Origin of the sequence: Streptomyces nitrosporeus, from assembly GCF_008704555.1 — a bacterium.
GTDB lineage: Bacteria > Actinomycetota > Actinomycetes > Streptomycetales > Streptomycetaceae > Streptomyces > Streptomyces nitrosporeus.
This window is the reverse complement of record NZ_CP023702.1, coordinates 6,733,105-6,747,022: the sequence shown is the minus strand read 5'-3', so window position 1 is coordinate 6,747,022 and position 13,918 is coordinate 6,733,105. Positions and strand designations below refer to the sequence as shown.

9 protein-coding genes and 2 pseudogenes are annotated in these 13,918 nt (G+C 72.7%); 1 reads left to right on the top strand and 10 read right to left on the bottom strand.

Going from position 1 to position 13,918, the window contains the following annotated elements:
• Positions 1-206: 206 nt before the first annotated feature.
• The 7 genes from CP967_RS29870 to CP967_RS29845 form a co-directional block, all read right to left on the bottom strand.
• On the bottom strand, positions 207-4,994 hold the full coding sequence (locus CP967_RS29870) for a caspase, EACC1-associated type (RefSeq protein WP_167535458.1): 4,788 nt from the start codon (positions 4,992-4,994) through the stop codon (positions 207-209).
• 2 nt (positions 4,995-4,996) lie between these two features.
• A complete protein-coding gene (locus tag CP967_RS34170; protein WP_167535457.1) occupies positions 4,997-5,584 on the bottom strand; it encodes an effector-associated constant component EACC1 in 588 nt (195 codons plus the stop codon).
• A gap of 143 nt (positions 5,585-5,727) precedes the next feature.
• A complete protein-coding gene (locus CP967_RS29865; protein ID WP_150490949.1) occupies positions 5,728-6,249 on the bottom strand; it encodes a DUF4396 domain-containing protein in 522 nt (173 codons plus the stop codon).
• 5 nt (positions 6,250-6,254) lie between these two features.
• Entirely contained in the window at positions 6,255-6,899 is a 645-nt protein-coding gene (locus CP967_RS35500) for a DUF305 domain-containing protein (protein WP_150490948.1), read from the bottom strand.
• Positions 6,900-7,234: 335 nt separating this feature from the next.
• Entirely contained in the window at positions 7,235-7,624 is a 390-nt protein-coding gene (locus CP967_RS29855; RefSeq protein WP_150490947.1) for a VOC family protein, read from the bottom strand.
• A 472-nt stretch (positions 7,625-8,096) separates the two neighbouring features.
• The gene (locus tag CP967_RS29850) at positions 8,097-8,819 is read right to left on the bottom strand and encodes a dienelactone hydrolase family protein (protein ID WP_150490946.1); all 723 of its coding nucleotides are present in this window, start codon (positions 8,817-8,819) and stop codon (positions 8,097-8,099) included.
• Between the two features lie 307 nt (positions 8,820-9,126).
• Positions 9,127-10,752 carry an MFS transporter gene (locus CP967_RS29845; protein WP_229888260.1) on the bottom strand — a complete coding sequence of 542 codons (1,626 nt, stop codon included), beginning with the start codon at positions 10,750-10,752 and terminating at the stop codon, positions 9,127-9,129.
• Positions 10,753-11,148: 396 nt separating this feature from the next.
• Between CP967_RS29845 and CP967_RS29840 the strand changes: the two genes are divergently transcribed.
• Positions 11,149-11,343 (top strand): hypothetical protein, encoded by a 195-nt coding sequence (locus CP967_RS29840; protein WP_150490945.1) that lies wholly within the window; start codon positions 11,149-11,151, stop codon positions 11,341-11,343.
• 138 nt (positions 11,344-11,481) lie between these two features.
• Here the strand turns inward: CP967_RS29840 and CP967_RS34905 are convergent.
• From CP967_RS34905 to CP967_RS29830, 3 genes and pseudogenes are all read right to left on the bottom strand, one after another.
• Positions 11,482-11,628: pseudogene (locus CP967_RS34905) on the bottom strand (DUF6480 family protein); the annotation flags it as partial.
• 2 nt (positions 11,629-11,630) lie between these two features.
• Positions 11,631-11,702, bottom strand: a pseudogene (locus CP967_RS35495) (DUF6480 family protein); the annotation flags it as partial.
• A 100-nt stretch (positions 11,703-11,802) separates the two neighbouring features.
• Positions 11,803-13,830, bottom strand: a complete 2,028-nt coding sequence (locus CP967_RS29830; protein WP_150490944.1) for a heavy metal translocating P-type ATPase — start codon at positions 13,828-13,830, stop codon at positions 11,803-11,805.
• Positions 13,831-13,918: the final 88 nt, after the last annotated feature.

The window sequence follows — 13,918 nt, the reverse complement described above, 5'->3', positions numbered from 1 at the left end:
AGGCAGAATCGATCATAGGAACGAAGGGCCTGTTCCGAAGGGACTTCGCGGACTTTCCCCTCACGGGCACGGACACCGGCGGCACGGACACCGGCGGCACGGACACCGACGGCGCTGACGCCGGACGTCCCGTCACGAGGCGTGCGGGTGCCGGTGGTCCCCGCCCGGCGCGGTGGTGGCCGTCGGGTCCGGCCCGGTGCGGGCCTTCAGGCGCAGGACTCACGGTAGGTCAGGTGCGGGAGCATCTGACGCCACCGTTCCTCAAAGACGCTTGAGGGGTAGGAGGCGCACAGGTCCTCGTAGAGACCGTCGGTGTCGAAGTCGAGTACGTAGGTCGTCTCCGGCGTCATGCCGGTGGTGTCGTGCGTGGTGACGGCCAGCCAGCGCGAGCCCCCGGGCGATGCCCCGGGCGGCACGTGCACCGTTTGCGCGTTCTCCAGCGTGAAGAGTTCGGGGGTGTTCCACCGCCCGTCCTTCCCTATGGACCACAGACGATAGGGCCCGCTCGTCACCACGTGGCGGCCGTCGAAGGCCATGTCGATCGAACCGACCGCATGGTCGAACAGGAGGTCGTGGCCTGTCCTCCTGGGGTGCGCCGGATCGGAGACGTCCCAGAACTCGACGCTCCCGTCGGCCAGTGCCGTCGCCAGTCGTCCCTTGCCCATGGGGAAGTAGCCTTCGGGTGCGGCCGGAAGCACACCGCCCTTGACGGGATGCGCGGGCCGGGAGAGGTCCCAGAGCCTGACCTCGTCCCCCACCGCCTCGGTGACGAGCAGCCGGGACGCGCCGTGGTACATCGCGCCGGCCATCGACGCCGCGTCCTTGATGCGTCCGCCCTTGCGGGGGCGGGAGGGGTCGGAGACGTCCCAGAACCTGATGTGCCGGCCTCCCTCCGTCGTCGCCAGGGACTGTTCTCCGGCGAACCAGAGGCTTCCCGAGCTCCCGAGCGCACTGCTCGCCCTCACCTCGACGGCACCTCGGCGCACGGGTTTTGCCGGGTCGCCGAGGTCCCACAGCGTGGTGACGGGTTCCTCGTCCGAGCCCACCGCGAGGAGCATGCCGTCAGGGCTCACGGCGATGCTCGGGTTGTCGGCGGTGAACCGGATGCCGGCCCCTTTCCTCACGGCCCCGCCCGGCTCCAGCTGCCAGATCTGGAGGGTGTGCTCCAGCCCTCCGGCCCAGTGGTGGGCCAGGAACACCGGCTTCTCGCGGCGCGTCAGGAAGAACTTGGCCTCCCATCCCTCCGGCAGGGTGTACCGGATCTTCGGCGCCTCGATGTCGCTGACGTCCCACACGCTCGTCGTGCGGCCCTCGCCTTCGTACTGCGAGGTGAGGACCAGCCTGCCGTCGGCGCTGAAGGCGCTGGTGCCCGCCTGGGGCATGAGGTGGACACCGCCCTTCAGCGCAGGCGCCCAGGGCCGGTCGGGCCACAGGCGCACCTCTCCGCCGACTTCGCCGACCGCCAGATACCTGCTGTCCGGGCTGTAGGCGACCGACTGGGACGGTTCGCCCACCGGCAGCGTCACACCGGGCAGACCGTCCACCAGTTCCGCCGTCTTCCTGGTGGCGTCGATCCGTTTGACGCCGTTGTCGCGGTCGGCTCCCGCCAGGAACCTGCCGTCCGCGCTGAAGGCCAGGGACGGTATGCCGCCGTTGTCGTCACCCCAGGTGTCCCTGTACTCCTCCGCCTCCACACGTCGCAGTTCCCGCCCGTCCCTCACTTCCCACCAGGCGACCTTCCCGTATCCGCCGGTCGCGACCACCAGGTCACGGCGGGGGTGGGCGGCCACCGCCATGACCGTCTCGGCCCGTTCGGTGTCCCGCAGCACGGGCCGGTCCGGGTCGCCGACGTCCCACAGCTGTACCTGGGCGGGCTGCTCGCCCTCCGCGTCCCCGTCGCCGTTGCTGTTGCCTGTGATCAGGTGGTCCCCGTCCCGGGTGAAGGCCAGGGAGATCAGGGGCGACGTGGCGACCGTCCGCTGCTCTCGCAGGGTGGGCCGGGCGGGGTCGCCCACGTCCCACAGCCGCAGCAGTCCCTTCCCGCTGCCCGCCGCGAGGGTCCGGCCGTCCTTGCTGAAGGCCAGCGTGTACGTCTGCAGGGGGGCGAGCCGCACCAGGGCGAGCTGTCTCGGTTCCCGCGGGTCCGCGGTGTCCCACAGCGTCAGTTCGTCCGCCGACTGCGCGGCGAGGATCCGTGAGCGCGGATGGAAAGCGACGACCGGACTGCTTTTCAGCTCGAACCGGCCCGCTTCGGCCGGCCTGGTCGGCACGGACACATCCCACAACTGGACCCGGCCGCCGCCGGATTCCCTTTCCCGGTGGCTCGCGGCCAGGACCTTCCCGTCCGGGCTGTAGGCAAGGCCGAGAACGGCCTCGCGATACTGCTTCGCGGGCACGAGGTGGGCCGGTGTGACGGTCGTCGAGGAAGCGTAGAGGCTGGAACGGGTCTCGGGGATCACGGCCGTACGGTAGGCGGCCAGGCTCAGGCGGAGCGCGGTCTGCGGGTCGCGCTCCCGCAGGGCGCCGGCCCGGGCGGCCAGCTCCCTGGCGATCAGGGTCTTCTCCCGGCTTTCCGCCTGCTCGTTCTCATGGGCGGCCCACCCGAAGAGGGACACCGCCACCAGGGCCAGGACCGAGAGGGACGCGATCCACGCACGTGTGACGAGGCGTCTTCGGCGCTGCGCGTGGTCACTCGCGGTGACGAACTCCCCCACCACCGGGGGAACGGGTACGCGGACCACGGTGGACGCGGCCGCACCGGCCGGACCACCGGCGTCCATGTGCCGGGCCGCCCGCGCCGGTACGTCTCCCCGGGCCGGCCGCTCTCTCCGGACCGGTTGCTTTTTCCGGACCGGCCCCTGAAGCAGCCGGGTGCCCCGGGCGGGCGGGACCCGGCCGTCCCGCCGGATGTGCTCCGCGGTGAGCTTCTTCGCCTCCTCCAGGGCATCGCCCCCGTAGAGGCCGCTCGGTTTCCGTCCGGCCTCGGCCCAGCCCTCCGCCGCCGCCGTCAGCCGGCGGAGCCTCAGCAGATCGTCCCGTACCTCGTCGATCCAGCCGCTCAGCCTCGACCACGCGTGCAGCAGCGAGTCGTGGCCGAGCTGCGCCCCGCCCTCCTCGTCCACGACGACCAGACGGGCGTCCGCGAGCCGGCGCAGCAGGTCCTCCTTCCCGGCCGACTCCACGGGGAGCACCCGGCGGCGGACCAGCCGCCCCTCGCCGTCGGCGACGTGGACCATGGCCAGCAGGAGGCTCCGCAGAGCCGCACGGCCGGTGTCGTCGAGGGAATCGTGGATCCTGTCGGCGGCCGTGGCCACCGCGCCCCGTATGCCTCCGACGGCCGCGTACCCGGCGTACGTCAGAGTCGGCCCACGGCGCCTCAGCCAGATCTCGGGCAGGGCGTAGGCGAGGAAGGGCAGCGCCGCCGCGTCGCCCGTGGTGCGCCGCTCCTCGTTCACATCGCGCCGCAGGAGCTGTGGGACGCCTTCCTCCCAGCGCAGGCCGGCGTGCTCCGCCGGGCGCACGATCGCGGCCTCCACCTCCTCGTCGGTCAGCGCGGGCACGGCGAAGTGGCCGGCCCGCACGACGGATGCCAGACGGGGGTCGCTCAGGGCATCGCCGTAGTAGTCGGCACGCAGCGCCAGGACGATACGCGGACCCGCCGCCGCGCCCGCGCTCTGCTCCTCGTCCGCTCCCGCGGTGAGGGCGGCGGCGAACCGCCCGCGTTCGGCCTCGTCCTGGCAGAGCGTGAAGTACTCCTCGAGCTGGTCGATGACGAGGAGCCCCGGCGCCCGCCCGGCCCCGGTCCCGTCCCCCGGCTCCGCGGGCCGGCTGAAGCGCGCGCGCTCCAGATCCCGTACGACGTCGGAAGGCGTCCTGCCCACCGCCGCCGCCCACTCCTCGGTGAGCCTGCGGAAGGGTCTGTCACCCGGCGCCGGCACCAGTCGCACAGGACCGAGACCTGCCTGTTCCGCGACCACGGCGAGCCCTGCCCTCAGGAGTGAGGACTTGCCGACTCCCGACGGTCCCACCAGGACCACCGGTTCGCCGGGTCGCGCCTGCCGGACGCGGTGCAGCAGTTCCCGGGTCAGTTCCTCACGGCCGAAGAAGAGCCGGTGCTGCTCGGGGAGGAAGGGGAGGATGCCGGGGTAGGGGCAGACGGCGTCGGGGTCCGGGACGTCGGCCGCCCGCTGCGCGGTGTGCGGGTCCGGCAGCGGCTCGTACCGCCGGTTCACGGTGAGGGCCAGCTCGCTCATGCGCGCGGTACCACCGCCGTAGGGGCGGGCGGCGCTGCCCTGGAGCCGCTGGTCGAGCAGCCGGTAGACGCCGCCCAGCGTCAGCCACTTCGGGCCGCCGGCATCGCCTTCCCTCAGCAGGGCGAGCAGGTGGCCGCTGAAGAGGGTGTGCTCCGCGTCCGGCGGGGCGTACGCCAAGGCGTTGCGCATCGCCGAGGCGAGCAGGTAGCTGCCGGTGGGCCGGGCACCGGCGAACGGGTCGGCGGCGGCCGGCCGGGCGGGCTCCTGGGCGTTCCCGGCGAAACAGCAGTCGAGGATCACCACCGGGTCGGCGGCGGCGTCGCTCAGGTAGCGCTCGATCTCCGTGTAGGGGACGGAGTGCGCCGTGTCGGTCAGGGACCTGGTCCTCGCCGTGGCCAGGTACAGCTGTCGGCCGGGCCCTCGCAGCCCGTGCCCGACGAAGTAGAGGAGGACGGTTCCGCGCTCGTACCGCTGCTCGGTGGGCTCGGCCCGGGCGATGACCGTCGTCAGCGCTTCCAGGACGTCGCCCGGCGAGGCCGGATCGGTCAGCAGCGTGACCCGGTCGCCCATGCCGCACACCGTACTGAGGGTCTCGGCCACGTCCTGGGCCGACCGGAGAGCGGACGGCAGAGCGGGCAGCAGTTCTCCCGGGTGAGCGGCTGCCCCGACCACCAGCGCGTGGCAGCCGGGTGCCGTCAGATCCGCTCTCGCCGGCAGGTCCTTCGCGTCTCCCGGTAACACGGTCAGCCCGCTTCTCCGGACGGGCCGGCGCGCCCCGTGCCCTGCGGGGCGCCTCCCGGCATCCGGATTCCACCTGCCCCCTGGGACCCCTCCGGCTCTCGGGCCCGCTCCGCGCCCCGGTCCCCTTCTGCCTCCCGGGCCCTCTCTGCATCCCGGGCGTCCTGCGCCTCCTCCGGCCCTTCCGCCCCGCGCGTTCCCGGCACCGGGCGGGGGTCCCGCTCCTGCCGGAGCGCCGCGGCGACCCGCTCGGCCAGCTCGCTGGTGCCTTCGGCGGTCAGCCCGCGCACCTTCTCGGAGGAGACCACGACCTGGGTGCCGTCCGGCAGGGTGAGGGTGACCGTCTGGCTGCCCCGGCGTCCCTGGAGCCACACCACGACGGCCGCGCCCACGGCCGCCGTCGGACCGCCGGGGGCCAGCAGCAGCGAGATCAGCTCCCCCAGGGCGCCCATGGCCCCGTCCGGCGGGGCGGCGGGATACTCACGGCGGACGAACGCACGCAGGTCCGGGTCCTGACGGAGCCATTGGTAGAGGTCGTCGTGGGCTCCGTCCACGTCTTTGTCCCCGACATCGACGGACAGTGTCACTCTCATCTCTGCTGCCCTCCAGACGCAACGCAGCGCATGCTTCCCAACTGTCCGCCCTAGCAAACTAGTTGGCAACGCGTTAACGCGGGCGGCACATCGGCTCGGACGGCCGGGCAGCAGGGCAGCCGGGCAGCTTCAACCGCTCGGAGTCAGTGGTAGGCGTGGACGACCGCGTGACCCTTGCCGCGGCCGATCATCCACTTGTTCACCGGGGTCGTCAGCAGGAAGGCGATCACGAAACCCCCCAGCAGGGACGTCCAGAACAGGGCCTCGTCCAGGTGCGCGTCCATCGCCCCGGGGACCAGGGCGATGATCCCGTTGTCGACCAGTTCCATGACGACGATGGAGACGGTGTCGGCGGCCAGCGCCACCTTGATCGCGGCCTTGAGGCCCAAGCCCGCCTTACGGACCGCGAACAGGGTCAGCGAGTAGCCGAACACGAAGGCCAGCACGATGGCCAGAATCATGGTCGGGACGTTGCCCCACAGCAGGGCCGTGCCGATCGCCATGCCGAGGATCTCACCGATGGCGCACCCGGTCAGGCAGTGCAGCGTCGCCTTCATGGCGGTCCTCCACGTGACCCCGCCCATGTGGTGGCCGCCGTGGGCTCCGGGTGTCCGGTGCGCGTCGTGGTCGTGCGTGGTGCCGGCGTGGTGTGCGCTGTGATCCATGACCGTCATCCCCTTGTCCGTCCGGAGTGATCCGCCTCTGCGAGGTCCACACCGGAAACCATATACCCCCCTGGGGTATTCCGCGAGGATGAGGAGAGGGAGGAGAGGAAGGGGACACGACAGGGCCGTACACGCAGGCCCGCACGTACGGCCCTGATGGCAGGCGGGTCAGCTCTTGCCGAGGAGGCTGTTCTTCCGGGTGGTCCCGGCCGTCCGGGAGGCGATGGCGGCACCCGCCGTCTTCTTGGCGCCGGAGGGGCGCCGTCGGCCTTCTCCCTCTTCGCCATCTCCACCGCACCCTTGTGGTGCCCGGTCCTCATCTGCGTGAAGGCGGTGCCGAACGCCTTGCCGGACGCCTTTCCCAGGCCGTCCACGTCCTCCGCCGCCATCATGCCGCCCATGCCGTGCGCGGGGTGGTCCGCGGCCCCCTCGGAGGGCACCCCCTCACCCCACGAGACCGGCCAAGCCGACGGGGCCCCGTCTCCGGGTCCTGCGCCTCCTTGATCCCGGCCGCGAGCTTCTCGGCCCCGGCGGACTCCGCCCTGGCGGCGACGGGACGGTACGGCGGACGAGGGTCTTGCCCATGGTGGCGCGGCACCGTTCCGTCCGGGGCGGCGCCGGTCAGGGAGGTGTCGCGTGGGCCGCCCCATGTCCGCGGGCGTTGAGGTTCGGCCGGATCGGGCGGCGCGCGAGCGCTCTCGGGAGTCCCGGCCGCACCGGGCTACGGCTTCCGTGCCGCCGACGGGACGCCGGGAGCGGAAGCCGGCGGGGCGGGCGCAGGGAGCGCCGGCACCGGCTGCCGTGCGTGTCGCGCCCGCGTGATGCGTGTGCCCCGGTCCTGCGGCGGCACGGGAGCGGCCCGGGGCCACCTGGCCGGGGCGGTGGCGAGGACCCGTTACCGGGCCCCTCCACGGCCTGTCCGGTCAGACGCTTGCGAGCAGCCCGGAACGCACCGGCCGGCTCACCGGAGAACCGCGCCCCGGTCCTACGGCGCCAGGGTGCGAAGGACGCAGAACTCGTTGCCCTCCGGGTCCGCCATGACCACCCAGCTCCGGCCCGGCCCCTGGCCCACGTCCGCCCTGGTGGCACCGAGGCCGAGCAGTCTGGCCACCTCGTCCTCGGTGCTGCCGTCGATCGGGCTGATGTCGAGGTGAAGCCGGTTCTTCACGGCCTTGTCCTCGGGCACCTGGATGAACAGCAGGGTGGGCGGCATCTGACGGGCCCGGACATCCTCGACGGCCGGCACCCAGGAGCCGATCTCCACCGCTCCCTCGTCCCGGTCGATCACCTTGAAGTCCAGGACCGCGCACCAGAAGGCCGCGAGTCCCTCCGGGTCGTGGCAGTCGACGGCCAGCTCGGTGAACCTGCTTGTCATGACTCTCCCAGGCAGTACGGACGGACTCCAGGGGTCGGCCCGTGCCGCCCTCACCCTGCTCCGGTCCGCATACTCTCGCACCCCTTGGGCAAAGAACGTCAGCCGTCACGGTACGACACCGGCAAGGGCCTGCCGGAGGGAAACCGCCCCCGAGGACCGGCACGGCTCTGCGTCCACGGCACGGACCACAGCGAGACCGGCCGGGACCTGACGGGCAGTCACCTCCGTCCCTTGTGCAGTCGCACAGCGGGGTGGGCGCCCTCGCGGGAACCCGGTCCCCGCGATCGGGCACCGCGGCCCCCCGCCGGTTCGGCAGAGGCCCGCGGTGCGGAGAACCGGACCGAGCGGAGCCGGGACCCGTCCCGGGCGAGCAGCACCTCGCCCGGCGCCGCTCACCGTCCGCTGCCGGCCTTACGGCCCGGTCCCGCCCCGGATCCCGGGCGAAGACCAGCTCCGGGTCCCGGCCGAGGACTCACTTCAGGTGCCGGCCGAAGAACCGGTTCGCGTCCTCCACCTCGAACCACGGGGTGCCGGTGTGGCCGCCCGTGTTGGCGTGCAGCGTCTTCTCCCTGCTGTCGAAGGCGTCGAACAGGTCCAGGGCCCGCTGACGGGGGTTCCCTTCGTCGTCCCACTGCAGCAGCATCAGCAGCGGAACGGTGATCTGCCGGGCCTCCTCGCACTGGGCGCGGGGCACGTACCCCCCGGCGAAGAAACCGGCGGCCGCGATACGCGGCTCGACCGCCGCCAGCCGGATACCGAGAGCCATCCACCCGGAGTACCCGACCGGGCCGCCGACCCCGGGCAGTGAGAGGAGGGCGTCCAGGGTGGTCCGCCATTCCGGGACAGCCTTCTCGACCAGCGGGCCGATGAAGGACTCGAAGATCCCGTCGAGCGGCTCCCCGGCCCGCATCGCCCGGCGCAGCTCGGCGCGGGCCCGCTCGTCGGCGGCGGAACGGGGCCGGCCGCCGCACCCGGCGGCGTCGATGGCAGCCACCGCGTAACCGCACCGCGCGGTGAAGCGGGCCCGGGCCACGAGCCGGGGTTCCGCCTTGGGCAGACCGTTGTTGTGGGCCATCAGGATCAGCGGAGCCGGTGCGGCGGACTCAGGCGTCCACAGGGTGCCGGGGATCTCGCCGAGGGTGAATTCGCGTGCGAGGACGCCGTCGTCGAGGCGCTGTTCGGAAGTGAACTGCATGGTCATGCCTTTCGGGAGTGCTCAGAGCGGCGCTCCCGGACGACCTGCCGTCCGGCCGTGACCCCGGAGGGAGCACCCATGTCGATACTGCGTTCACGGGTACCACCTCCTCGTTCTCTCGCACGGCCTCCGGGAACGTAGCAGCGGTCGCCGTGGTCCGCCAACCGGATTCCGGCGCGGGCTCCCGGCTGGACGCGGACGCGGTGGTTACGCGCACCGGAGGCGGCCCGGAGCCCCTGGCCGCACCGCTGGGCGCCCTTCCCGCTGCCGAAGGCGCCGGGGGCCGCCTCCGGTCCGGCCCCGCGCCTCACCCCGGCGCACCTCCCGCAGGGGACGGGCCGCCACTCTTCTCCGTCTGGGAAAGGGGTTCGGCGATGTCCTCCAGGGAGCGCTGTTCCGCGTCCACCGCGAGGAACGCCGCGACGACACCCGCCGCGCACATCAGACCCGCGCCGATGCAGAAGGCGAGAGCGGTGTCGCCAGGGACGCCCGACTCGGTGAGGTCGGCGAAGATGAGGGGGCCGCTGATCCCGCCGACCGCCGTACCGATCGCGTAGAAGAAGGCGATGGCCATGGCCCTGGTCTCCATCGGGAAGACCTCGGAGACCGTCAGGTAGGCGCTGCTCGCCCCGGCCGAGGCGAAGAACAGCACGACGCACCAGCACGCGGTGAGAGTGTTGGCGGTGAGTGAGCCCCGGTCGAAGAGCCAGGCCGTGATGAACAGCAGGATGCCCGGCAGGATGTACGTACCGGCGATCATGACGCGCCGGCCGATCGTGTCGAACAGCTTGCCGAGCAGGAGCGGGCCGATGAAGTTGCCCGCCGCGATCACCGCGAAGTAGTACCCGGTGTGGCCGCTCTCGACGTCGAAGAACGTGGTGAGGATGGCTCCGAAGCCGAAGGTGATCGCGTTGTAGAGGAACGCCTGCCCGATGAACAGGGAGAGTCCGAGCACCGCGCGTTTGGGGTAGCTGCGGAAGACGGTCTTCGCGATGAGTCCGAAGCCGATGCTCTTGCGCTCGTGGATCGTGATCTCACCGGCCGGGGGCGGGAGCTTCTCGTTCTTCTCCTTCTCGATCTCCCGCTCCACGGAGCCGACGAGCCGGTCGGCGTCCTCGCCGTGCCCGTGGATGAACTGCCAGCGCGGGCTTTCCGGTACGTGCCGTCGTACAAGCAGGATGACGAGGCCGAAGACGACGCCGAGGGCGAAGGTGAGCCGCCAGCCGAGGTCCTTCGGGAAGTAGTCCGTGTTCAGCATGACGATCGACAGCAGCGCCCCGCCGACCGCGCCCAGCCAGTAACTGCCGTTGATGATGAGGTCGACCCGGCCCCGGTACTTCGAGGGGATCAGTTCGTCGATCGCGGAGTTGATGGCCGCGTACTCCCCGCCGATACCGAAGCCGGTGAGGAAGCGGAAGAGGAAGAACCACCACGCGCTGAAGGACAGGCCTGTCATCGCCGTCGCGCAGAGGTACACCGCGAGCGTCACCATGAACAGCTTCTTGCGGCCGAACCGGTCGGTGAGCCATCCGAAGAAGAGCGCGCCCGAGCAGGCACCCGCCACGTAGAGGGCGGCGGCGATTCCCGTGACCTGCGCGGAGGTGATGGCCAGACCGGAGCCCTCCTCCGACAGCCGGCTCGCGATGTTGCCGACCGTCGTCACTTCGAGGCCGTCCAGGATCCACACCGTGCCGAGGCCGATGACGATCATCCAGTGCCAGCGCGACCACGGCAGCCGGTCCAGCCGGGCGGGTACGGCCGTCGTGACGACGCCGGTCCCGGAATCGCCCGGTACCGCCGCCTCCTCGCGGGGGTCACGGGCCCGGTCGTGGTGTCCGTCCGGGCCCCGGCCGCCTCCCGGACCGCTCCCCCCTCCCCCGCCGGGTCCTCGATGTCCGTTTCCCGGGTCCTCCGATGCGGCGGGGGTCGTCACGGCAGCTACCTCCTCGTCCGGGCGGGCGCGCACTGCGGGACCGCAGAGGAAATCCAATATCCGCCAGGTGCCCGGAGGCCGCCGCCGCACACGTGGGAAAGCTCGCCCACACGGGGGCACGGCGGCGGAACCGGGCCCCGGCCCGGCGGCTGTACGGGCGGCTGCCCGCCGGGGAGGCGGTTCCAGGGGCCCTGCTCCCCGGCCGTCCCGGCGAGGAATCCGGGAGTTCCGGGTGTGCGAGGCTGGGAGGGGCAGTCTCCGGCAGTACGCCCCGGGCAGGCTGCCCGCCGTCGGCGGGCGGTGGGGTCCGCCGGCCGGCCCTCCCCCGGCCGGCCCGCCCTTCCCCTGGCGCCGCTCCGGCACGACGGCGAAATCCGGTACAGGTCAGGAGGGCCCATGAGCAGGACAGCGGAAATCGTCGGAGCCAGGCTCCGGCGGCTCGCGGGAATGAAGAAGAGGGCCGACGGCATCGCCCTCGACGACGACGCCAGGAGAAGGGAGGGCGAACGGGAGGAGGCCGCCGCCCGGACGCGGGAGTGCCGGGCGCGGGAATCCGTGGAGCGGTGGCACGTCCGGCGGACCGGGCCGTGAGGGTGGCAGGCCACCCGGTGTGACCGCCCGTCATGACCGCCCGCCCGACGGGGCCGTCCCGTCATGACCGCCCGCCCGACGGGCCCGCCCCGTCATGGCCGCCCCGGCGTGACCGGCCGCCTCTTTCGCGCGGTGCTCTTACAGCAGGAGGGCGTAGGCCAGGAAGAAGGCCGCCACCAGCACGACAACGGTGAGGATCGCGATCAGCGGCCCTTTGCCCCAGCCCCTGGGGGTGTGTGCCGCGGACCGGCCTCGGAGGTGCTCCCCTCGGCCGGGGGCGTCTCGCCCGCGGGTACACCGCCGCCGGGCTCGAGGCCCGGGGTGGTGTGCGGGTCGGGGTCGGGGTTGCCTGTGCTCATACGCCTCCAGGTACCCGATCACGGACCGGCCTACCAGGGTGCCCCCGTCCAGGCGTACGGGCCCGGGGGCCCTGCCGCCGGGAAGCCTGCCCGGTTCCGGTCACCGGGGCGACGCGGGGGCCGGGTCCGCGTGGAGCGCCTGCCCGGTGTGCTCGGGCGGGGCCGCCGGGCAGGGGGTCCGCCAGGCCGTTTCGCGCAGCAGGCGCAGGCCGTTGAGGCCGACGACGACCGTGGAGCCCTCGTGGCCGGCCACACCGAGCGGCAGCGGCAGCGTGCCCACCAGGTCCCAGACCACCAGGACCGTGATGAACAGGCCCGCGATGACGAGGTTCTGGGTGACCAGGCGCCGGGCGGTCCGGGAGAGGGCGATCACTGCGGGGACGGTGGCGAGTTCGTCGCGGACGACGACGGCGTCGGCGGTCTCCAGGGCGAGGTCGGAACCCGCCTTGCCCATGGCGATGCCGGAGTGCGCGGCGGCCAGGGCGGGGGCGTCGTTGACGCCGTCACCGACCACCAGCACGGTACGGCCCTCACTCTCCCACTGCCGGACCGCGGCCACCTTGTCCTGGGGCAGCAGACCGGCTCGGACGTCGGTGATGCCGACCTGGCCGGCCAGGTGCCGGGCGGCCTTCTCGTTGTCACCGGTCAGCAGTACGGGTGGCCGCCCGGTCAGTCCGGTGAGGGCGGCGACGGTGGCCGCGGCGTCCGGCCGCAGCCGGTCGGCGACACCGATCACCCCGGCCGGGACGCCGTCGCGCAGCACCAGCACCGCGGTCCGCCCGGCGCCCTCCAGCTCCCGTACGAGGGCCCGTGCGGGGCCGGTGACGTGGGGGCGGAGGCGGGCCGGGGACCCGACCTGGACGACGTGGCCGTCGACGGTGGCGCTCACACCCTGTCCGGGGGCGGAGGTGAAGGCGGTCGCGTCGGGCAGGGGCAGGTTCCGTTCACGGGCGGCGTCGACGACGGCCCGGGCCAGCGGGTGTTCGCTGGGGTGCTCGGCGGCGGCCGCCAGGGTCAGGAGCGCCTCCTCGGTGAGGCCCGCGCCGGGCAGGGCGTACGTGTCGGTGACGCGCGGGGCGCCTTCGGTGAGGGTGCCGGTCTTGTCCAGGGCGACCGTGTCGGTCTGCCCGAGGCGTTCCATGACGACGGCGGACTTGGCCAGGACACCGTGCCGTCCGGCGTTGGCGATGGCCGACAGCAGTGGCGGCATGGTGGACAGCACCACCGCGCACGGGGAGGCCACGATCATGAAGGTCATCGCCCGGAGCAGGGCGGACCGCGGATCGGAGCCGAAGGCCAGGGGCACGGCGAAGACCGCGAGGGTGGCGATCACCATGCCGAGGGAGTACCGCTGCTCGATCTTCTCGATGAACAGCTGGGTGGGCGCCTTGGTCTCGGAGGCTTCCTCGACCATCTTCACGATGCGGGCGATCACCGAGTCCGCCGGGTCGCGTTCCACCCGTACCCGCAGGGCACCGGTGCCGTTGACGGTGCCGGCGAACACTTCGTCACCCGCCTGCCTGGACACCGGGAGCGGTTCGCCGGTGATGGTGGCCTGGTCGACGTCGCTCTCCCCGGCGAGCACCCGGCCGTCGGCGCCGATCCGCTCACCGGGCCGGACCAGGACCGTGTCCCCGGGCCGCAGTTCGCCGGCTCCGACCGTCTCCTCACCGCCGTCGGGCAGGAGTCTGGTCGCCGTGGCGGGGGCCAGGCCGAGCAGACCGCGTACCGAGTCCGCGGTGCGGGCGGTCGCCACCGCCTCCAGGGCGCCGGAGGTCGCGAAGATGACGATCAGCAGCGCCCCGTCGAGGACCTGTCCTACGGCGGCGGCGCCGAGGGCGGCGACCACCATCAGGAGATCCACGTCGAGGGTCCTGTCCTTCAGGGCCTTCAGCCCCTCCCACCCCGGTTCCCAGCCGCCGGTGACGTAGGTGGCGGCGAACAGCGGTCCCCAGGTCCACGCCGGGGCGCCGAGCAGCTCCAGCGGCAGGGCGGCCAGGAACAGCGTCAGAGAGGCCAGCGCCCAGCGGACCTCGGGCAGCGCCAGGACGCGGGCGCGGCGCCGCGGCAAGGACCGGGCGGGCGGTGCGGGGGCGGACGCGACCCCCTGCTCCAGAGCTGAAGACATGACAGAACGACCCTTCACGGGCGACCGGCTGCGACGCACCCACCATACAGGAACACCTGAACAGGTTTTCAGTAGTGATGGGTAGGAT

Excerpts from the sequence above, each read along its gene's own strand:
- CP967_RS34170 (WP_167535457.1), bottom strand. The coding sequence starts at position 5,584 with ATGAGAGTGACACTGTCCGTCGATGTCGGGGACAAAGACGTGGACGGA.
- CP967_RS29865 (WP_150490949.1), bottom strand. The coding sequence starts at position 6,249 with ATGGATCACAGCGCACACCACGCCGGCACCACGCACGACCACGACGCG.
- CP967_RS35500 (WP_150490948.1), bottom strand. The coding sequence starts at position 6,899 with ATGGGGCGGCCCACGCGACACCTCCCTGACCGGCGCCGCCCCGGACGG.
- CP967_RS29855 (WP_150490947.1), bottom strand. The coding sequence starts at position 7,624 with ATGACAAGCAGGTTCACCGAGCTGGCCGTCGACTGCCACGACCCGGAG.
- CP967_RS29850 (WP_150490946.1), bottom strand. The coding sequence starts at position 8,819 with ATGCAGTTCACTTCCGAACAGCGCCTCGACGACGGCGTCCTCGCACGC.
- CP967_RS29840 (WP_150490945.1), top strand. The coding sequence starts at position 11,149 with ATGAGCAGGACAGCGGAAATCGTCGGAGCCAGGCTCCGGCGGCTCGCG.
- CP967_RS29830 (WP_150490944.1), bottom strand. The coding sequence starts at position 13,830 with ATGTCTTCAGCTCTGGAGCAGGGGGTCGCGTCCGCCCCCGCACCGCCC.